The sequence below is a fragment of the Kitasatospora sp. NPDC023176 genome, assembly GCF_055560495.1.
Genome location: NZ_JBVHIP010000010.1, coordinates 201,464 through 220,080, shown reverse-complemented (window position 1 = coordinate 220,080; position 18,617 = coordinate 201,464). Strand labels below are relative to the sequence as shown.

At 71.3% G+C, this 18,617-nt stretch carries 19 protein-coding genes and 1 pseudogene; 9 read left to right on the top strand and 11 right to left on the bottom strand.

All coding sequences use genetic code 11. The features are described 5' to 3' along the window. Positions 1 to 19: 19 nt before the first annotated feature. The 5 genes from ACZ3YL_RS17255 to ACZ3YL_RS17235 all read right to left on the bottom strand — a co-directional run bounded on the left by ACZ3YL_RS17255 (position 20) and on the right by ACZ3YL_RS17235 (position 6,913). Entirely contained in the window at positions 20 to 1,804 is a 1,785-nt protein-coding gene (locus tag ACZ3YL_RS17255) for an Nramp family divalent metal transporter (protein ID WP_465658138.1), read from the bottom strand. Next, a complete protein-coding gene (locus ACZ3YL_RS17250; RefSeq protein WP_188308832.1) occupies positions 1,801 to 3,105 on the bottom strand; it encodes a magnesium transporter MgtE N-terminal domain-containing protein in 1,305 nt (434 codons plus the stop codon). The genes ACZ3YL_RS17255 and ACZ3YL_RS17250 overlap by 4 nt, the downstream gene beginning before the upstream one ends. Before the next feature lie 226 nt (positions 3,106 to 3,331). Then, the gene (locus ACZ3YL_RS17245; RefSeq protein WP_188308833.1) at positions 3,332 to 3,805 is read right to left on the bottom strand and encodes a hypothetical protein; all 474 of its coding nucleotides are present in this window, start codon (positions 3,803 to 3,805) and stop codon (positions 3,332 to 3,334) included. Between the two features lie 235 nt (positions 3,806 to 4,040). After that, positions 4,041 to 5,384 (bottom strand): glutamate-cysteine ligase family protein, encoded by a 1,344-nt coding sequence (locus ACZ3YL_RS17240; protein ID WP_465658135.1) that lies wholly within the window; start codon positions 5,382 to 5,384, stop codon positions 4,041 to 4,043. Next, positions 5,381 to 6,913 carry a flavin monoamine oxidase family protein gene (locus ACZ3YL_RS17235; protein ID WP_188308835.1) on the bottom strand — a complete coding sequence of 511 codons (1,533 nt, stop codon included), beginning with the start codon at positions 6,911 to 6,913 and terminating at the stop codon, positions 5,381 to 5,383. The genes ACZ3YL_RS17240 and ACZ3YL_RS17235 overlap by 4 nt, the downstream gene beginning before the upstream one ends. 450 nt (positions 6,914 to 7,363) lie before the next feature. Between ACZ3YL_RS17235 and ACZ3YL_RS17230 the strand changes: the two genes are divergently transcribed. Further along, positions 7,364 to 7,870 (top strand): hypothetical protein, encoded by a 507-nt coding sequence (locus tag ACZ3YL_RS17230; protein WP_188308836.1) that lies wholly within the window; start codon positions 7,364 to 7,366, stop codon positions 7,868 to 7,870. A gap of 97 nt (positions 7,871 to 7,967) precedes the next feature. On the opposite strand, the gene ACZ3YL_RS17225 is transcribed toward ACZ3YL_RS17230, so the two are convergent. After that, a complete protein-coding gene (locus tag ACZ3YL_RS17225) occupies positions 7,968 to 8,123 on the bottom strand; it encodes a hypothetical protein (RefSeq protein ID WP_188308837.1) in 156 nt (51 codons plus the stop codon). Positions 8,124 to 8,215: 92 nt separating this feature from the next. Between ACZ3YL_RS17225 and ACZ3YL_RS17220 the strand changes: the two are divergent. Beyond that, positions 8,216 to 8,446 (top strand): annotated as a pseudogene (locus ACZ3YL_RS17220) (cupin domain-containing protein); the annotation flags it as partial. 55 nt (positions 8,447 to 8,501) lie between these two features. Here ACZ3YL_RS17220 and ACZ3YL_RS17215 read toward each other — a convergent pair. Further along, a complete protein-coding gene (locus tag ACZ3YL_RS17215; RefSeq protein ID WP_465658133.1) occupies positions 8,502 to 8,906 on the bottom strand; it encodes a hypothetical protein in 405 nt (134 codons plus the stop codon). Between the two features lie 24 nt (positions 8,907 to 8,930). Continuing rightward, entirely contained in the window at positions 8,931 to 9,302 is a 372-nt protein-coding gene (locus ACZ3YL_RS17210; RefSeq protein ID WP_465658131.1) for a hypothetical protein, read from the bottom strand. A 110-nt stretch (positions 9,303 to 9,412) separates the two neighbouring features. Between ACZ3YL_RS17210 and ACZ3YL_RS17205 the strand changes: the two genes are divergently transcribed. The 3 genes from ACZ3YL_RS17205 to ACZ3YL_RS17195 all read left to right on the top strand — a co-directional run bounded on the left by ACZ3YL_RS17205 (position 9,413) and on the right by ACZ3YL_RS17195 (position 10,840). Next, positions 9,413 to 9,811, top strand: a complete 399-nt coding sequence (locus ACZ3YL_RS17205; protein ID WP_188308839.1) for a VOC family protein — start codon at positions 9,413 to 9,415, stop codon at positions 9,809 to 9,811. A 257-nt stretch (positions 9,812 to 10,068) separates the two neighbouring features. Beyond that, positions 10,069 to 10,239, top strand: a complete 171-nt coding sequence (locus tag ACZ3YL_RS17200; protein WP_188308853.1) for a DUF5670 family protein — start codon at positions 10,069 to 10,071, stop codon at positions 10,237 to 10,239. 97 nt (positions 10,240 to 10,336) lie between these two features. Then, positions 10,337 to 10,840 (top strand): hypothetical protein, encoded by a 504-nt coding sequence (locus tag ACZ3YL_RS17195; RefSeq protein ID WP_465658129.1) that lies wholly within the window; start codon positions 10,337 to 10,339, stop codon positions 10,838 to 10,840. A gap of 196 nt (positions 10,841 to 11,036) precedes the next feature. On the opposite strand, the gene ACZ3YL_RS17190 is transcribed toward ACZ3YL_RS17195, so the two are convergent. Then, on the bottom strand, positions 11,037 to 12,002 hold the full coding sequence (locus ACZ3YL_RS17190; protein WP_188308840.1) for an LLM class F420-dependent oxidoreductase: 966 nt from the start codon (positions 12,000 to 12,002) through the stop codon (positions 11,037 to 11,039). A 177-nt stretch (positions 12,003 to 12,179) separates the two neighbouring features. On the opposite strand from ACZ3YL_RS17190, the gene ACZ3YL_RS17185 reads away from it, so the two are divergent. Then, the gene (locus ACZ3YL_RS17185) at positions 12,180 to 12,863 is read left to right on the top strand and encodes an HAD family hydrolase (protein ID WP_188308841.1); all 684 of its coding nucleotides are present in this window, start codon (positions 12,180 to 12,182) and stop codon (positions 12,861 to 12,863) included. Between the two features lie 234 nt (positions 12,864 to 13,097). Continuing rightward, the gene (locus ACZ3YL_RS17180) at positions 13,098 to 13,403 is read left to right on the top strand and encodes a WhiB family transcriptional regulator (RefSeq protein WP_188308842.1); all 306 of its coding nucleotides are present in this window, start codon (positions 13,098 to 13,100) and stop codon (positions 13,401 to 13,403) included. Positions 13,404 to 13,504: 101 nt separating this feature from the next. Here the strand turns inward: ACZ3YL_RS17180 and ACZ3YL_RS17175 are convergent, their stop codons facing one another. Further along, positions 13,505 to 14,467: a WGR domain-containing protein gene (locus ACZ3YL_RS17175; RefSeq protein WP_465658127.1), complete on the bottom strand. Its 963-nt coding sequence runs from the start codon at positions 14,465 to 14,467 to the stop codon at positions 13,505 to 13,507. Between the two features lie 152 nt (positions 14,468 to 14,619). Here ACZ3YL_RS17175 and ACZ3YL_RS17170 point away from each other — a divergent pair, with 152 nt between their 5' ends. Together ACZ3YL_RS17170 and ACZ3YL_RS17165 are read left to right on the top strand one after the other, a co-directional pair. Then, positions 14,620 to 14,829, top strand: coding sequence for a hypothetical protein (locus ACZ3YL_RS17170; protein ID WP_465658125.1), 210 nt, complete (start codon positions 14,620 to 14,622; stop codon positions 14,827 to 14,829). 359 nt (positions 14,830 to 15,188) lie between these two features. Further along, a complete protein-coding gene (locus tag ACZ3YL_RS17165) occupies positions 15,189 to 15,569 on the top strand; it encodes a VOC family protein (protein ID WP_223243308.1) in 381 nt (126 codons plus the stop codon). Positions 15,570 to 15,701: 132 nt separating this feature from the next. Here ACZ3YL_RS17165 and ACZ3YL_RS17160 read toward each other — a convergent pair whose 3' ends face one another. Beyond that, entirely contained in the window at positions 15,702 to 18,410 is a 2,709-nt protein-coding gene (locus tag ACZ3YL_RS17160) for a glycosyl hydrolase (RefSeq protein WP_465658123.1), read from the bottom strand. Between the last annotated feature and the right edge of the window lie 207 nt (positions 18,411 to 18,617).

Sequence of the window (18,617 nt, the reverse complement as noted above, 5' to 3'; positions counted from 1 at the left end):
CCCGGGGGTCCGGGGTCGGTCAGCCTCCGCTGAGGCGGATGGCTTTGACGAGGAGCAGGACGGCGCTCAGGACGAGGTAACCGCGCAGCGCGAGCATGCCGAGGCGTAGGCCCGGTGACCACTGGACGGGCTTGAGCAGGGCCAGTGGTGGCATGCGCCAGGCCAGCTTCTCGGCGTGCGGCATCACGTGTGGCGCCGGCCTTGCCGTGCCCCTGCGGCGCTGGGCGATCCGCAGGCCGATCGCCGCCGCGAGCAGGCCCGCGACCAGGATTCCGGCCAGCCAGATGGTGAGGCCCTTGATGTCGACGGACGGGAAGAGCGTGGCAACCATCAACGTGCCGGAAAGCAGCAGCAGGACGGCGATGATGACGGTGGCGAGCAGGTTGAGCCAGCGCGGGTTGACCCAGGGGCCAAGGACCTCGGGGTCGTTGCAGAGCAGCAGCAGGAAGACGCTGGCGGAGGGCAGGAGGAGGCCGGCGAGGGCCTGGACGGCTTCGGTGATGACGCCGAGTGGTGCGCCGGGGATAAGGACGATGGCGGCGGCGACCAGCACCATGAGGCTGTAGGAGGCGTAGAACTGCTTGGCCTCGCCGAAGCCGCGGTGCAGGGAGTGGCGGAGGTTGAAGACGTCGCCGAAGGCGTAGCTGGTGGCGAGGGTGACGGCGGCGGCGCCGATGATGCTGGCGTCCATGAGGACGATGGCGAACATCACCGCCATGGCGTGGCTGTGCTGGTCGAGAGCCTGGGCGATGCCGCCGGCGTCGGTGAAGTGCCCTTCGAACGGAGTACCCCGGACCGCGTAGTCGGCGATGATGACCAGGGCTGCCGCTCCGACGACGACCACGATGGAGCCGATGACGGTGTCGGCGCGTTCGTAGCCGATGAAGCGCGGGGTGATGCGTTTGTCGATGACGTTGGACTGCTGGAAGAACAGTTGCCAAGGGGCGACGGTGGTGCCGACGATCGCGATGATCAGCAGGACGGCGTCGCTGGTGATACCACCCTGAATGCTCGGGACGACGAAGTCGTGCGCAGCGCGGCCCCATTGGGGCTGTGACATGAGGGTGAGCGGGATGAGCAGCAGGCTGACCGCGATGAGGGCGAACATCGCTCGTTCCCAGCGGCGGAAGGAGCCGCTGCTGGTGACGGCGATCAGCAGCAGGGCGGAGATCGGTACGACCAGGTACTTGGAAACGCCGAGGAAGTCGGCGGCGAGCGCGATGCCGATGAACTCCGTGACGATGGTGAGGAAGTTGAGGATGAAGAGGTCCCCGACGCTGAACCAGCCCCAGAACCGGCCGAACCGTTCGTTGATCAGCCGGGCATGGCCCACGCCGGTGACCGCGCCGAGGCGGACGACCATCTCCTGATTGACGATCAGCACCGGGATGAGCAGCAGCAGTACCCACAGCAGGCTGTAGCCGTGGTTCTGGCCGGCCTGGGCGTAGGTGGAGACGCCGCCGGCGTCGTTGTCGCCGACCATGACGATAATGCCGGGCCCGACGATGGCCAGCAGGGTCAGCAGGCGGGCCTTGAGGCCGGGGCGTTCCTCGGCGTGTTCGCGGGGAATCCGTCCGAAGGCGCCCTCGATGTCGCCGAGATGGGCCTCATCCAGGACGGCGCTGGGACGGGACGGCGTCGTTGGAGGAGGCGTGGGCCGGGGCGCGGGCGCGGTCTTCGGGGTGGGCGACGGCTCAGGGCGGGCCTCGGGTTTCGGGGGCTTCTCGTCCTTCGGAGGCTGGGCCGGATGCTGTCCCTCCTGCCGTCGGCCGGGTTGGTCGGGCGGCTGCTGGGGGGCGGTCATGCGCCCTGGCCCGTCGTGTCGTTGGGCCGTCCGCCCGGCTGGGTCTCCTCCACGCGATGGGCCGGGTGCGGGGCCGGCTCGCGGCGTCGCCAGTCCTCCGGGATGACCGTCTCCAGGATGTCGTCGACGGTGATGACGCCGAGGATCCGGTCCTGCTCGTCGACGACGGGGACGGTGAGCAGGTTGTAGTCGGTCATCAGCAGGGCGACGTCCTCGACGTCGGTGTCCGGGAGCACCCGGACGGGGTCGGTGACCATGATCTGGTCGAGGTCGGCATGCGGGTCGGCCTGGAGCAGGGCCACCAGGGTGGCGGTGCCGATCAGGCGGGGATCGGGCTCCTCGACCACATAGACGCTGGTGATCGCCTCGGGCTGCAGCGTCTGGGCGGCGCGGACCAGATCCAGGGCTCGGGCGACGGTGGCGCTCGGAGGCGCGGTGAGGATGTCGAGGGCCATCAGGCCGCCAGCGCTGGAGGGATTGAAGCCCATCAGCGTGAGGACCTTGGTGCGCTGCCCGGCGGGCAGGGCGTCCAGGACCGGCTGGCGGCGGCGCTGCGGGAGGTCGTTGATGGCGTCGGCGGCGTCGTCCGCGTGCATCCGGGTCAAGACGGCCGCGATCTCGGCGTCGCCCCGCTCGGCGAGCAGGCGGGTCTGCGAATCGGGTTCCAGTTCTTCGAAGACGTCCGCCTCCAGTTCGGGGTCCGCGTGGACGGTCTCCAGGATCTCGTCGGATTCCCTACGGTTCGCGTCCTCCAGCAGGTCTGCCAGGTCGGCCGCCTTGAGGTGGCCCAGGCGCCCGAACGGGCCGCGTGCCCGGGCCGACTGAGCGTGGCCGATCAGCGGTTCGAACGCCTTCCAGTCCCGCCAGTGCGGCTCGGATCTTCCCCCGAGCGCGAACAGGCGGGGCCGGTGCGGCTGGGTGTCCAGGCGGTCGACCACCCAGCCGTCGGGCCGCTCGCGCAGCTCGATGTCGTGGGCCTTGACGAGCTCGACATCGGCGACGTCGATCACCCGGTGGCCGAGTACATCGGCGCGCAGCAGAACCTCGCCCTCGCGCCGCTCGAACGGGCGCAGGTCCACCACCTCGCGGGTGAGCCGGATACGGTCGCCGTCGAAGTCCGCCACCTGCTCGGCGGGCAGGAACACCTCACGCTTCTCGATCTGCGCGACGAGGCCGGTCACCAGCGGGTAGTCGCGACCGCGCAGGCGGACGATCACGTCGGCGAGGCGGCCCACCACCTCACCGCCGCGCCCCACCAGCGGGCGACGAAGCAACCGGGACAACAACACGACACGGTCCACGCCCCGAAGCTAACCGAGCTCACACCTGTGTGCCTGTCCTCAACGAGCAGGCGGTGGCGAAGCACCCCGAGCGGGCTAGTCACCACCCCAGCCGGCCTGCGCCGCAGCAGGCGCCCACGAGCGGCTCGCTGCCGGGCGGTGCGAGCTGGATGTGGTCGAGGGCCGTGATCACGTGACGGACTCCGTCCGGTTCAACAGGCGTACGGGATGGACGTGGCCTCGCTGCTCACCCGGCCCGGGTCCGGTCAGCCCCCGCGCTCTGCCGGTGGGCGGCGTCGACAAGCAGGTGGGTGACATCGGCGGGCAGGTCGAGATGGTGGATGATCCAGACGGCGTCATGGCCGTGGGTGGCGAGTACCCAGGCGGCGTAGAGGCGGTTCAGGCTGGGGGCGTGCGGGCCCAGCAGCATGGGCCGGACGGCTTCCATCGGGAATCCCTCCAGGGCTTGGCCGTCGAACCAGTTACTGTCCGTGACTGGGGGCAGGCTCTGGCGGGCGTGCCGTTCACGGTTGTGTCGGCTGTGCAGCAGGGCCGCGACGATGACGAACGCCGCCGTGCCGGCGCCGATCAGGGTGCCGCCGATCACCGCCCGGTCCCCGGCCGGAGCGGTGGTGAGGGCGACCAGCTCCAGAACGATCAGGAGCAGGACGCCGAGCAGCGCCATGCCCTCCCCGGTGCGGGGCCGCAACCTGGTCCTCATCGTGCTCTTCTTTCTCGTCTCGTACTTCCATCGTGGCCCTGGTGCGGCCTCGCTGCGCTGGGCTGGTCGGACCCGTTTCGGGCCGTGTGGCACTGTGCGGGCCAGGCCAGTGCCTCGTGCTCGGTGCGGTCGTCCTCCTCGTCCAGGTGCCGGTGGAGGTCCCGCACACCTGCCGCAGGAGGTGCTGAACGGCACGGAAACCCGCTGGCCCGCCCTTGGTCTTTCCCGGCCGGCCTCAGACCCGGTGGGCGGCGACGTAGCGGGCCGGGTCCCGGCCGAACTCGCCGTGCCAGCGCCCCAGGCACTGCTCGGCGAAGGTGCGGCCGGTGGCGACGATCTCGTCCAGCGGGTCCAGGTAGCCGGGGACGTGCGGCGGTTCGAGGCCGGCCGCGACGCGGGCGGACAGGCCGGTCCGGGCCAGGCGCAGCAGTTCGGCGGCCAGCGGGCGGACGGGGTCGCCGCCGAGGCGGGTGGCCAGGCCCCGGACGGGCAGTTCGGCGAGCGCGGCGCGGTGCTGCGCGAGGGTGTAGTGGCCGAGCAGGTCCCAGGCGGCGGCGAGGGATCCGGGGTGGTAGCTGAGGCCGGCCCACAGCGCGGGGACGGCGGCGGAGAAGGGGTGCGGCGGGCCGTCCGCGCCGCGCATTTCGAGGGTGCCGCGGACCCTGGTGTCGGTCCAGAGCTGGTTCAGGTGGGCGCTCCAATGGGTGGGGGTGGGCCTGCCGCCGTCCGGGTAGCCGTGCCGGAGGAGTTCGGCGAAGGTGCGGTCGGGTGCCGGGTGGTAGCGGCCGGCCGGGTCGCGGTAGTGGATCAGCGGGATGTCCAGCGCCCAGTCGATCACGTCGTCCACGGTGACGCCGGGCCGCAGCGCGGGCGGCAGCACGCCGCTGCGTCGCGGGTCCATCCGCAGCCAGGACCAGCACCGGTGGGACAGCAGGCCCTCCGAACGACCCTCCTGGAGTGGGGAGTTGACCAGTAGGGCGGAGACCACCGGTGCGGCGGCCACCTGGGTGCGCAGCTTGCGGGTGAAGTCCTCGGGAGAGAGGTAGTCCAGGGTGACCTGGGTGGACAGCGACAGCGCCATGACATTGCGGGCCCGGCTGCCCGACTCGCCCAGCCCGGCGAAGTGCTCCCGCATCAGGGCGCCCCTGGTCATCGGCACCCACTCCATGTCCGCCGGGCGGTCGAAGGGCAGGTAGCCGCCGGGCAGCAGGGCCAGGCCGAAGCGGTCGGCCAGTTCGGCGAGTTGCTCCAGCGCCGCCCGCAGGTCGTCGACCGCCTTGCCGACGCCGGGGGCGGGCGCGGAGGAGTACTCGATCTGCCCGCCGTGCTCCAGGGTGATCTGGCTGCCGTCCGGGCGCAGCACCCCGGTCAGCCGGCCGGTGTCCTCCTGCCGCTCACCGCCCCACCGGGCCAGCACCGCCTCCAGGACGGCCTGGACGCCGCGCTCCCCGGAGTAGCGGGCGGCCAGCCCGGTGGCCGGGTCGACCAGGCCGCACTCGACCTCGATGCCGACCTGCTCGCGGCGGGCCGGGCGGAACGGGGCCCGGAGATCCGCGCGGGTGAGCTCGCGGTCCGTCACGCGGTGCCCACCCGGGTGGCGATCCGGGGGTGGCCGGCGCGGTCGAGCAGGGCACCCACGGCGTCCAGGGCGGACCGGGCGGCGCCCTGGCACCAGGCGTGGGCGCCGGACAGGTGCTCGCCGGCGAAGAAGATCCGCGGGCCGTCGACCGGGTGCGGGGCGCCGAGCACGGACAGGTAGCGGGTGTGCTCGCCGGGCGTGAGGTGGGCGAAGGCACCGCCGCCCATGCCGGTCTGCACGTCCCAGTCGCAGTGCAGGATGTCGTCGACGTCCGCGGTGATGCCGGGGTGGAGCCGCTCCAGACAGGCCAGGACGAGGGCGTCCCGGTCGGCTGGCGGCAGCGCGGTGAAGCGCCGGGCGTTGGCGCCCCACAGGTAGGCGCCGAGCAGGGCGGTCGGTTCGGCCGAGCGCAGCGGGTCGCGGGCGGCCCAGTGCGGACCGGGGCCGCCGTTGACGCCGTCCTCGACCCACACCGCGTTGTCCGAGGGGTACCAGCACTGTTGGATCGGCAGGTCGGTGAAGCTCCCGCCGCCGTGGATGCCGTCCGCCAGCTCCCACCGGCGGCGGGTGAGGTGCAGCACGGTCTTGGTGCTGCTGGCGTAGCTGATGCCGCGCACGGCGTGCCGCTGCGGGTGGGGTAGGCCGGGGGTGACGCTGATCCGGTCCAGTGCGGGAGCCGGGACGCAGCACACCACGTAGTCGGCGCGGTCGTGCAGCGGGGCGCCGAGCCGGGCGCCGATCAGCCGGACGCCGTCCGGGGTCAGGGCGAGTTCGTCGATCCGGGCGGACAGCCGGACGCTGCCGGGGCGCAGGGCGTGGACGAAGGCGCGGATCAGCGCGTCCAGGCCGTCCACCAGCTCGACCTGCCCGCGGTGGAACAGGCCGAAGTAGTCGACCAGGACCTCCAGCAGGGAGGACTGCTCGTAGTGGGCGAGGCCACTGGCGTGGCCGGCGAGGTCCCAGGCGTCCTGGGACAGGTGCTCGTGGACGAACTGCCAGAGCGAGACGGAGGCGGGCCGCTCCAGCGCGGGGTCGTCCCAGTGTCCGGCCAGCGTGCGGTGCTGCTGCTCGGGGGTCAGGGTGCTCCACACCGCGCCGAGCAGCCGGTCCAGCAGCGACCCGGGGGCCTGCCGCTCGGCGGGGCGCAGCGCGTACGCGGGGAACAGCGCCGCCACGTCCTGTACCCGCACCCGCCGGCCGCGCAGGTGGTAGTAGGCGCGCGGGTTGGCGTTGACGAACGGGCGGGTCTCCAGGCGGAACCGGGAGACGTAGTGCAGCACGCAGTGGTGGTTGCCGGGGATGCGCATGGCGCCCAGGTCGATGTGGGTGCCGTCCCAGAAGCGGTGGGTGCGGACCCGCCCGCCGGGCCGGTTCGCCTGCTCGTAGACCACGACGTCGAAGCCGCGCCGCTGCAGCTCGTACGCACTCACCAGGCCGGCCATACCGGCGCCGATGACGGCGATCCGGCCGCGGGCGCCGGTCACCGGGTCCAGCAGGGAGGGCGGGAACGCAAAGCTCGCATCGAACATCGACACCGCACCCCTCTGGTGACCCGGACTTCCGCCCAGCCTCGGCCAGGGCTCATTCGCGCGCTACTCGCCGACGGCGATTCGAGTGACCGTTCGGTGCGGGCGCTGACAAGTGGCATGCGCACGGGCGATCACCCTGGCGAGCATGGTCGGTGCCGGGCTTGTGGATACGGTCTTCGACCCCGTCCATCGCCGAGCCCTTCCACATGCGCGCTTGAAGCGTCCCTCGCAGCGACCGCGTCTCAAGGTGAACTTCCCCGTTTCAACGGAGCCTTTCACTGATGGGCTGGTCGAGCGGCGGCGAGTGACCGGCGTCATGCCGTCGGTGGCCTGGGCCTGCCTACACTGGCGGCCACGAGCGGGGCAGCGCGGCCTCGCATCCAGCAGCTCGCACCGCCGCACCACCGATCTACCGGAGGCCGGCGAGCCCGCCCCGAGGGACCGATCGCCGTGCCCACCGACCTCACCGCTGTCATAGCCGCCTGCACACGCTGGCTCCTGGCGGCATACCCTCCGCCACCGGGCCCGGTCAACGCCGCGCTGGCCGAGGCCCAGGCCCGGCAGGCCGCCACCCTCGCGGCCGCCCTGCGCTACCCCACCGACCTCGACGCCCAGCTGCTGCACGTGCTCGCGCCCAGCGGATCGGGGCGGCTGGACTGGCTCGCCGGCAACGAACCCGAGGACGCGCCGTGGCGGACCTGGGTCGAGGAGGTCGTTGTCAGCTGGGCCGCCTGCCTGCTGGCTGACCCCGCCCTCGCTGCCCGCGCCCGCCGAGCGTCGACCGCCGCCGGTCCTCACGGCCTCGTCGGCGGCCTGGAGCGGCTGACCAGCCCGGGCGCCTTCGACGCCGAAGCCGGCGCCCTGCTGCGCCATCCCGATCTCCTCGAAGGCGTCGCCTTCTTGCACCGCGACGAACTGGTCGAGTTGCTGGACAGCGAGGGCGTCACGCTGGCGTAGCAACGGCACGCCGGAAGCACCCGTCGCCTCACGAGGCTCTCGCGGGGCCCGGGCGCACAGTCGACGCCGGGACAGCCGGATGGGCGGCAGCCAGCGGTCAGGGTGCCTGGGTGTCGGCTGCCGGGGGCTCGTCATCCCCGTCCTCGTCCCTGTCGTCGGCCTCATCCTTGTCGTCGGCCTTGGCCCGGACGTCCGGGGTGGGAGCGGTGATGTCGCGCTGCTCTGCGGAGCGCTCCCGTGTCGCGTCGTCCACCGTCGATTAACCGCACGCGCCGCACGACCCCGCCATCGCGTCCCTGACCACCCGCACAACGGCCTTTCCCCCGGCGGGGCCGGTGGCGGTGCGAACCCCACCTGAGCACGCATGAGGGCTTCGAATGGGTCTACGTCCTCGCAGGCCGCCTGCGCCTGCTGCTCGGCGACGAGACCGTGATCCTCAAACCCGGCGAAGCCGCTGAATTCGACACCCATGTCCCGCACTGGCTCGGCCCCGACGACGCGCGCACCGTGGAACTCCTCATCCTGTTCGGCGCCCAGGGAGAGCGGGCCCACCTCAAGGCCCGCCGCACCACCTGACCACCAGACCCCCGCACCACCTGATCCCCGCCTCCCGCCGACCGGCCCACGGCGCTCAGCCTTCGTGCGGCAGTCCCTCCAGCCCGTGCACACGGGTGCCCAGCACCCGCCGCGACACCTCGGCCTCCATGCCCCCTCTGAAAGCGCCGGAGCCGGGGACCGCAGTACGGGACTCCGCCGCACGGCCCGCGTCGTCCAGCAGCAGATTCCTGTTGATCGCCACCGCCGCCCCGACCCCGGCCGCCATGGCCTGCGGAACGCCGGCCAGCACGTCGCTGACATTGCCCGCCGCCCAGACCCCGGCGACCCCGGTGAAGCCAGAACCGTCCGCCTTCACCTGCTCGCCGAGTCCCATGGGGTGCTCCTGCACCGTCAGGCCCAGTCCGTCGAGGAACCCGGCCCGTGCCACGAACCGCGGCGCCACCACCAGTTCCTGAACCGGCACCGTCACACCCGACACCAGACGCACCCCCGTCAGCCGGTCCTACTCCTCGTCGATGACCAGGCCGCCGACCTGCCCCTCGACCACCCCGACGCCCAACCCGGCCAACTGCTCCCACTGCTCCTCCGTCAGCTCCGCTCCCCCGTGCGGGAACAGGGTGACGTCCTCGGACAGCTGCCGGAACAGCAGCGCCTGGTGGAAACTGCCGAGGACGCCGATCGCCCGGTCACGCACCTCCCAGCCGTGGCAGTACACGCAGTGCAGGACGTCGCGCCCCCACCGCGCGGCCAACCCGGGCACGTCCGGCAGCTCGTCGACCAGTCCCGTGGTCACCAGCACCCGCCGCGCCCGCACCCGCTGCCAGTCCTCGGTCACCACCGAGAACTCCTCGCCGTCCCGATGCACCTGAGCCACCCGGCCCGCGAGGCATGTTCGCATGCCCAACCCGGATACAGGACCGATTCTGTCCACTATTTCTCCTAGCCTGCGACGTGCACGCCTTCAGCACAGCCAAGGAGATTCCCATGGACTTCGTCTCGATCCGCATCATCACCAGCGACGTAGCGCGCCTCGTCGACTTCTACGAGCGAGTCACCGGGGCGCAGGCGACGTGGGCCAACGAAGACTTCGCCGAACTCAGGACCGCGGGCGCCACCCTGGCGATCGGCAGCACCCGCACCGTCCCGCTGTTCGCCCCGGGCTCTGCCCGCCCAGCGGACAACCACAGCGTGATCACCGAGTTCCTCGTCGACGACGTGGACCGCGTTCACCAGAACCTGACCGGCTTCGTCACGGACTTCGTCACCGAGCCCACCACGATGCCCTGGGGCAACCGGTCGCTGCTGTTCCGCGACCCCGATGGCAATCTCGTCAACTTCTTCACCCCCGTCACCCCGGCGGCCATCGAGAAGTTCGCCCGCTGACGCCACCCACAGCCGCTCACCCGGGAGCCCCGTTCGCCGCGCCCCGGGGCACCGATACCGTAGGCGTCTTCACGATCCGCTCCAGCGCGGCGGAGGCCCGGCGCACCTCTGCCGCGCCTCGCAGGCGAGATCTTGTCCGGGCGGGCGGGCGCGCTGCGGCTCTGGCAACGACGCGGCGGCTGGGGTCGGCGCCCCTTCAGGGGGCACGCATGAGTTCGGCGCAGCCGGGCACCCGCAGCACAAGGAGGTCGATGACCATGGTTGCTCTGCTGTTGGTGCTTCTGCTGGTGGTGGTCCTGGCCGGTGTCGGATTCGCCATCCACATCCTGTGGTGGGTAGCCGTCGTGCTGCTGGTGCTGTGGCTGCTGGGTTTCGTGTTCCGCGGGGCTGGGGCCGGCGGCTCGCGCGGCCGTTGGTATCGCTGGTGAGCCAGCGCCGAGTGGCGGGTTCCTCCAGCAGCACGACATGCAGCAACTCCTCCCCTCGTGCCGTCGGCCGCGAAGTTCCGATTCTTGGGAGATCGTGATGTCGAAACAGCAGATGGAGGAACCGTTGGGCGTCTACCTCAACGACCACCTCACCGGCGCGTTCGGCGGTACCGCGCTCGCGCGCCGGATGGCGGACACGCACGCCGACAGCCAGCGCGCGGCGGACCTGCGTGGCCTCGCCATGGAGGTCCGACGGGATCGCGACGACCTGGTGCGCATCATGAACCGACTCGGCGTGCCCGTACACCGCTACCGCACCTGGCTCGGTCTCGCCGGCGAGCGGGTCGGCCGGCTGAAGCCGAACGGCACTCTGCTGCGTCGGTCCCCTCTCAGCGACCTGGTCGAGTTGGAGGCGCTGCGCGCCGGTGTCGAGGGAAAGGCGGCGCTGTGGCACGCCCTTCGCGCCATCGCCGACGACGACCCGCGCCTTGATCCGGACCAGCTCGACCGCCTGGCCGAGCGTGCGCGTGAGCAGGCCAGCACCCTGAGCCGGTGGCACCGCGTCGTCAGCGCCGAGGTGCTGAGCCGGCCGAGGTGCTGAGCCGCTCGGCCACCTGCGGAAGCCGCGAGAGCGACGTGCCACCGCCCCTGTGACACCGCCCCGTGACAAGGCAGCCTGGCGGCCTGAGCCGGCCGGGGCAGCGCAGTGCTGAGGGCCTAGCCACGGACAAGCCGCGGGCGACCCGGGACCCGCCGACATCCGGGGCCGCCGGCTTGCTTTCAGAGCTCCCGGGCTTTCAGAGCTCCCGGAGGGCCGGAAGCAGGGACTTCTCGGCCCAGCCGAGAAACGGCCCCTGCGCATCCCCGCCGATCTGCACCAAGGCGACCTCGGTGAACCCGGCGTCGGCGAAGGCGCGCACCGCGTCCACGAAAGGTTCCACATCGGCACCGCAGGGGATGGACGCCGATACGTCCTCGGGGCGCACGAACCGGCTTGCGGCATCGAAGGCGGCCGGACCGGGGAGTTCGGCGTTGACCTTCCACCCGCCGCCGAACCAGCGGAACTGCGCGTGGGCGCGGGCCACAGCGGCCTCCCGGTCGGGGTCGTAGCAGACCGGCAGCTGCCCCACCTTCGGCTTGCCCGCCCCACCGTGGCTGTCGAAGGCGTCCAGCAGCGCCCGCTCGGGTTCCACCGCGATCACCAGGTCGGCGAGTTCCCCGGCGATCCGGCACGACTGTGCCCCGGAGACGGCGATGCCGATCGGCGGTGCCTGCTCCGGTAGGTCCCACAGCTTCGCCGACTCCACCTGGAAGTACTCGCCCCGGTGGTTGACGTAGCCGCCGGCGAACAGGGCCCTGATGATCTCGACCGCCTCGACCAGCATCTGCTGGCGCACATCGGCCGCGGGCCAGCCCCCTCCCACAATGTGCTCGTTGAGGTTCTCCCCCGAGCCCAGGCCGAGCCGGAACCGGCCGTCGGAGAGCAACTGGACGGTGGCCGCCTTCTGCGCCACCACCGCCGGGTGGTACCGCATGGTCGGACAGGTCACATAGGTCATCAGGGGAATCCGCTCGGTCGCCTGCGCCGCCGCGCCCAGCACGCTCCACACGTACGGGGAGTGTCCCTGCTCGTCCAGCCAGGGGAAGTAGTGGTCGGACGCCACCGAGAAGTCGAACCCGACCTGTTCGGCCCGCACCACGTCCTGCACCAGCTGCCGCGGACCTCGCTGCTCACTCATCATCGTGTAACCGATACGAACCATACTGAGCGCCTCCCCGGGAAGCAGCGGGCGAAACGGCGGCGGCCACACGCGTGCAAGGCGGCGACCTGAGGTCGCATGGTCCCCCGCCAGGAGCGCGGCACGGAAGCGGTCGCGCGTCAGGGCGCCCCACCGTACTGTCGGTGCTCTGGTCCCCGTTACGCGAAGGCAGGTTGGCCCATGGCGCCGGCAGCTCTGTTCGATGTCGACGGAACGCTGCTCGACACGAACTATCTGCACACCGTGGCCTGGGCGGAGGCACTGGCGCAGTACGACCACCACCCCGCCATGGCCCGAATCCACCGCGCGATCGGCATGGGCGGCGACCAACTGCTCGACGAGCTGCTCGGCCCCGACCGGGACCCCAGCCAGGACGAGGAGATCAGCGCCGCGCAGAAGGCTCTCTACGGACGCTTCTGGCCTCGGCTGCGGGCCTTCGACGGTGCGGCGGCCCTGCTGCGGGCGGTGACGGCCCGCGGGTGGACGGTTGTCCTGGCGAGCTCGGCCTCCGGCCGTGACCTGGAGGTCATGCGGCGCGCCCTCGGCGCGGACGATGCGATCACGGAGGCGACCAGCGCGGACGACGTGCGCCAGAGCAAGCCCGCGCCGGACCTGGTCCACGCGGCGCTCGACAAGGCCGGTGCCCGCACCGACGAGGCGGTGTTCGTCGGCGACACCCTCTGGGACGTGCAGGCGGCCGCCGAGGCGGGCGTGCCGTGCATCGCCGTCCTGTCGGGTGGCTGGAGTGCCCGCGATCTGCGAGCCGCCGGCGCGTTGGAGGTCCACCGGGACGTCGCCGCGCTGCTGGCCGATCTGTCGAACAGCGCGCTGGGGCGCCCCCTGGCCCAGCCCCGGGGAGAGTAGACGCCGCACGGCGACCGCAGACGGCACCTTCACCATCCCCGCAGACGCCCGCCGCGTCTGCGTCAGTCGTCAAGGCGTCCCGCCTGATACGGACCCTGGAGAAGGCGTTCTTCGAGAAGGGCCGCCTCGCCGCGCACAAGCACAAGTGGCCCTCACCGTGCCCTGGTTAAGGTGCCAGAAGCTGGTTAGACGAGCGACTGTGCAGTGTTTGTCGACACCGGAAAGGTACCTGCCGTGACGGACATATCCCGCTTGCCCGGAGCTTTCGACCACCAGTGGAACTGGCAGATCCACGGTGCCTGCCGTCAAGCGGACACCAGCCTGTTCTTCCACCCCCCGGGTGAGCGTGGCTCTGCCCACGACGCACGTGAGGAGGCCGCGAAGGCCATCTGCGTCGACTGCCCGGTCATGATCGAATGCCGACGTCACGCCCTCTCGACGCGCGAGCCCTACGGTGTGTGGGGCGGCCTGACAGAGGACGAACGCCGACGCCTTCTCACCAGGCGGACGCCCATCCACCGCACCCAGCCGGCCGCCTGACCAGGACCCGCGGAACGCCACCGGCCCAGGTGTCGGCGGTCCGGGTGTCCGGGGTTCGGGGAACGCAGCCGCTGGTACCGCTGGCGAGGACTGTCGGGTCCTCAGCTGGTCAGAACGGAGAGCACGTCAGCGAAGGACATGCTCGTCTCAGGCTGGAGACGCAGGGTCTCGCCTCGGAAGGACCGCATCTCCAGCCAGCTCTGCGGCGATGCAGTCCGCAGCACGTCCATGAGCTTCTGAACGTCGGCCGGACGGAAGACCTTGAACTTCGGTGACGGTCGGTAGAACGACGGCTGGACGTCGAAGCGCAGGTCAACGGCGGGATACGGCGATCGTCCCCAGTCGCTGTAGGGCAGCGCGGCAGGACCGTGGATGCGGGCGTCGACCAGCACCTCCGGGTCCTCGTCCCCGATCTCGCAGTTGAACATCGGGAAGGCTGTCGCCACTCGCGCCGCCGCTGCCGGATAGGCCGCACAGGCCCGGCCAAGTGCCGGCGAGCAGAACAGCGCGTGATCGAAGGACCCGACCGGGCGCGGCAACGGCACCTTGTGGTGGGACCGGCCGTCGAAGGCGAGGTCACGTCTGGAGCAGAGGAAGTCCAGGAACTCGGCAACCATCGCGTCCTGGTGGCTGCCGGCTCGCACTGCGAATCGGACCGCGGTGCGTCCCTGCTCGCGCAGCACGTAGTACTCGAGGAAGCCCATCGGGTGATCGGGTGCGCTTGCGCGGCGGTAGACCTGGTCGAAGCCCTCGACCGGCAGGAACTCGGGGACCGGCGCGTAGGGGCCGGCCGCCCTGGTGATGACGTCCAGGACCGGTGACGCGGTCTCGGCTTCTGCCGGACCGGAGGGCGGTTCGACCTCGGTGAAGCCCTTGCGGAGACGCTCGTTGATCTTGCGTGCTGTGTGGCGTCGCGCCTGTTCCTCGTCGTGGAGGATGGTCGTGCTCCCCTTGCCCGAGGTGCGGTCGGAGCCCCAGCGGAGGAAGCAGCGGATCCCTTCCTGGCGGATCTCCCAGAATTCGCGCGCGTCCTCTTGGCGTTCGAACCGCCGCCATGTGGTCACTGGGCCTCCCTTGCCGCCTGCGGTGGGCCCGCCCCGGGGACCGCACCCGGGTGACCCTACCGCTCGCCTGGGAGCTTGCTTCTCCGCTGGTCAGAACGCCGGGACGCGCATCCTCCGCCCCAGCGGATGCCTTTCTCGCGGGGGATGCGGGCGTGGCCCACCTGGTCGGCTGCCCGGCCCTCGTCCTCGCCTACGAGACCGAGATCCTGGTCCCCGGCCAGGACCCGCCGCTTGTACGGCCTTCTGCGCTGTCCCAAGGAGCACATCCTGCTCACCACCGCCCAGGGCGCCGGCGACCGCTGCGCGCCGTGGCACCGCACCTGCGCGACACCGTCGTCCTCGACTGGCTGGAGCGCACCTGAGCTGTCCGGCGCGGGCGTCCTGGAGCAGGTGCCGCAGGCCCGGGCCGACGGGAGGGTGATAAATCGGTTGCGAACCGACCACGCCGCGTGACAGCGTACGAACCACCTCGCAGGGCAAGCCACTTCGCAGGACAAGGACGCTCAGGAAGGAGGCCCGACATGACGGACGGTATACGACCCACGGCCTGCCGGGCCCCGCGCCGGCCGGCCGCCTACTGACCGCTCCTTGACAACAGCATCGTGTCCCTGCGCCAACTCCTCGGCGTGATCGCCCGCCCACGGCCCGAAGCGGTCCCCCGCCCGCCGGGCGACGGGCTCCGTACTTCCCTAGCCTGGTAACCGAGAGGAGGCGAAACACCATGCTTGGAGACGGACCGCTGCAAGCGGTCATCCCCGCCACCGATCTCGCCCGCGCCAAGGCCTTCTACACCGACGTCCTCGGCCTCAAGGTCGTCGACGAGGGCGACGAGGAACTGACCTGCGAATGCGGCACGACCCAGTTCACCGTCTACCGCACTCCCAGCGGCGGACAGGCCGCCCACACCCTCGCCAGTTTCAAGGTCGCCGACCTCGACGGGGAGATGTCCGCCCTGGGCGAGCGCGGCATCACCTTCGAGGAGTACGACTTCCCCGGCCTCAAGACGGTCGACGGCGTCGCCGAGGGCGAGGGAATGCGCGCAGCCTGGTTCAAGGACAGCGAGGGCAACATCCTCTGCCTGGCCCAGCGCGTCGGCCAGTAGCCAGGCCCCACCGCGCACATCCACCGCGCACATCCACCGCGCCCGCCCGTTCATCGGACGCGGGGTGACCGGACGCGCCGGTGCCCGGCCCGCTCGTGGTGAGCGGGCCGGGCACCGGGACGAAGCGGACCGTCAGCCCTGGTTGTCGTCACCCTGGCTGTCGTTGTCCTGGGACAGCTGGTGCGGGTTGATCGACCAGATGCCGCGCCCGAAGGTGGCGGCGTACAGGCGGCCGTCGGGGCCGGTCTTGAGCTGCTGCACCGCGGTGGTGGGCAGGTTGCGGCCGAGCACCGAGAACCGGCTCTCGCCCGGCGCGCGGTAGAACGCGGCGAGGTCGGATCCCAGGGCGAGCCCGCCGTCGGACAGGATCTTCACCGAGGTCGCCGGGACGTCGGGCAGGTTGGCCGAGACGTCGGTCCAGGTCGCGCCGCCGTCGTGGGTCTCGAAGAGGTGGCCGGTGCCCGCGCCGGGGCCCTCGGTCCAGGTCCGGGAGAACCCGTTGAAGGCGACGATGACGTGCCGGGCGTCCTTCTCGTCCACCGCGAAGGAGGAGATGTAGCGGTTCGGCAGGGTGCCGTCGACGGGCAGGTCCAGCTGGTGCCAGCCGGTGCCGTCGATGTTGCCGACCGCGATGCCCCGGCTGAAGCCCTGGTTGTTGCACGGACCGCACCAGCCCGCGTACACCGTCCCGTTGACGGTGGCGACGGCGGTGGCGACGTGCCCGGCGCCCAGGTCGTACGCGCTGGTCCACTCACTGCCGCTGCGGATCGCGTAACCCTTGTGCTGCACCCAGACGTGCCGACCGCCCGCGATCCAGGTGTTGGTGTCCTTGGGGTCACTGGTGAGCGGCGCGATGAACCGGGCGGCGCTGGTGTCCTTGTCCGGCGGGGCGATCTCGAAGGACGTGGCCTTGCTCGGGTCCTTCGTCCAGCTGCCGTCGTTCACGGCGCAGTTCTGGGTGACCCACATGTCCAGGTAGACGTACTCCTGGGCGATGTTGCAGCCGTTGGCCGGGTCGACCAGGGTGTCGGCGCCGTCGCCGCCGAAGTTGGAGCCCATCACCTTGTCGTGGGCGCGCAGGATCGACTGGCCGTTGTCCTGCAGACCGCCGGTGACGATGACGCCCTTGCCGGAGCGGTCCGCCGGGTCCTTGCCGATGCCGACCGAGTAGTACTGGAGGGTGTCGATGGTGCCGTCGTTCAGCGGGGTCCAGTCCTTACCGTGACCCCAGGCGTCCAACTGCCCGTTACCGGGGCGCCGGTAGATGCCGCCGTCGTTGCCGACGTAGACGTTCACCTTGCCCTGGTAGCTGCCGAAGGCGACGGCGTGCTGGTCGGAGTGGACGGTGGGCGAGCAGTCACCGGTCTGCTTGCTCGGGTCGATGCTCCAGCACGGGAACCCGTTGTTCCAGTACGGCCCGACGGTTGCCCAGTTGCTGCCGCCGTCGGTGGTCTCGAAGACCTCCTCCAGGCCCGCGTAGACGTGGTCGGGGTTGGCCGGGTCGACCTGGAGCGACTGGTTGTACCAGGCCTGGATGCCGGGCTGGTAACCCGCGTCCTGGAGGGCGGAGCCGGAGCCCTTCAGCTTGTCCTTGTCCGCGATGAGCGTCCACGGGCCGTACGGCGAGCCCGACTTGGAGACGTAGATGCCCTTGAGGCCGGTGTCCGGGTTGTGCGCGGCGACATCCGGGGACTGGTCGATCGCGTAGTAGCGCGAGCCGTCCGCCGAACGCGCGAAGGTCACGTTGCCGACGTTCGCGGCGTCTGTCGGCAGGTCGCCCATCGAGGCGACGCGCTGCCAGCTGCCGTCGGCGGCCTTGCTGTAGAAGCCGTTGTAGGTGTCGCCGCCGCGCCAGCCGACCGCCAGGATGACCTTGGACGGGTCCTTGGGGTCGATCGCGATGTCATTGGCGATGTTCTTGTACGGCGCGCTCGGGTCCTTGTCCTTGGAACCGCCCGGCAGGTAGTCCGGATTGGGCGCGAACTCCAGCGTCCACGGCCCCGACAGGTCGGAGGTCGAGTGGCTCCACACACCCCGGCTGGTCGCCGCCCACACCTTGCCGCCGCCGAAGCGCAGCGCGTGGATGATGGTCGACTCCAGCTCCGCGCCACCCACCCGGTTGCCGGGCTGGAACTTCCCGTGCTGCGGGTCGGACAGCACGTACACACCCGTGCCCACGTACGAGGTGGCCCCGGTGTTGGACTCGCCGGTGGCGTACCAGAGCCGGCCGCCCTCGTCCAGGTTCAGCGTGCCCGTGGAGAGGGTCGGCAGCTTGTCCGCGATCGGCTGCCACTGCCCGCCGCCGGTGCGGGAGCGGTACACCCCGCCGTCGGCGCCGCCCGCGTACACATAGCCGTTGCTGTCGGCCGCGATGCCGGTGATCCGGCCGGTCACCAGACCGGCGCCGCCGCTGGAGTTGGAGTTGACGTCCCGGTAGCGCGGGTCGTCGGAGTTGTACGGCTTGTCGGTGACGTGCTTCCAGTTGCCGTCGGTGTGCGGCATCGACTGCAGCTGCGCCCAGGCCGCGCCGTAGGCGCCCGGCGCCACGACGCCCGGCGCGGTGCGCGCCTCGGTGTACTGGGCGACGCCCTCGGCGGAGTTCTCCGCCTCGTTGCCGCCGTCCCCGGCCGCAGGGTCGGCCTTGGGGCTGAAGGTCGAGGGGGCGGTGGCCTTCTTGGTCTGCGCGGCGTGCTGCTTCCCGACGTCCGCCTGGTGCCGCACCTGCCAGGGCTGCGCCGTGGGCGACGTCGACGGCGCGGCGAGCGCCTGAGTGGTGGTCAGTCCGAGGGCGGTGAGCGTGACAGCGCTCAACAGCAGCCGTCGGTGTTGCCTGATGGGCACGAGTGCGGTCCTCCCCTGAGGCCGGCCGCGCGGTCGCGCGGTCCCGGCGAAGCAGGGGGTAAGCCTGGTCGGTGGGCCCGGCGGAGGGAAGGCCCGTACGGTAAAGAACGGTTAAGAGCCCTACCGTTTCCAACAGTTGGCATTCACCGAATGCCCCGGCCCACCACACTCCGCAGGCCGGGCACCGATCTGGGCTCGCCGCGCACC

What these genes read in the sequence shown, in the direction of transcription:
- ACZ3YL_RS17255 (WP_465658138.1), bottom strand. Translation starts at nt 1,804, where the DNA reads ATGACCGCCCCCCAGCAGCCGCCCGACCAACCCGGCCGACGGCAGGAG.
- ACZ3YL_RS17200 (WP_188308853.1), top strand. Translation starts at nt 10,069, where the DNA reads ATGGTTGCTCTGCTGTTGGTGCTTCTGCTGGTGGTGGTCCTGGCCGGT.
- ACZ3YL_RS17165 (WP_223243308.1), top strand. Translation starts at nt 15,189, where the DNA reads ATGCTTGGAGACGGACCGCTGCAAGCGGTCATCCCCGCCACCGATCTC.
- ACZ3YL_RS17190 (WP_188308840.1), bottom strand. Translation starts at nt 12,002, where the DNA reads ATGGTTCGTATCGGTTACACGATGATGAGTGAGCAGCGAGGTCCGCGG.
- ACZ3YL_RS17195 (WP_465658129.1), top strand. Translation starts at nt 10,337, where the DNA reads ATGTCGAAACAGCAGATGGAGGAACCGTTGGGCGTCTACCTCAACGAC.
- ACZ3YL_RS17205 (WP_188308839.1), top strand. Translation starts at nt 9,413, where the DNA reads ATGGACTTCGTCTCGATCCGCATCATCACCAGCGACGTAGCGCGCCTC.
- ACZ3YL_RS17185 (WP_188308841.1), top strand. Translation starts at nt 12,180, where the DNA reads ATGGCGCCGGCAGCTCTGTTCGATGTCGACGGAACGCTGCTCGACACG.
- ACZ3YL_RS17235 (WP_188308835.1), bottom strand. Translation starts at nt 6,913, where the DNA reads ATGTTCGATGCGAGCTTTGCGTTCCCGCCCTCCCTGCTGGACCCGGTG.
- ACZ3YL_RS17245 (WP_188308833.1), bottom strand. Translation starts at nt 3,805, where the DNA reads ATGAGGACCAGGTTGCGGCCCCGCACCGGGGAGGGCATGGCGCTGCTC.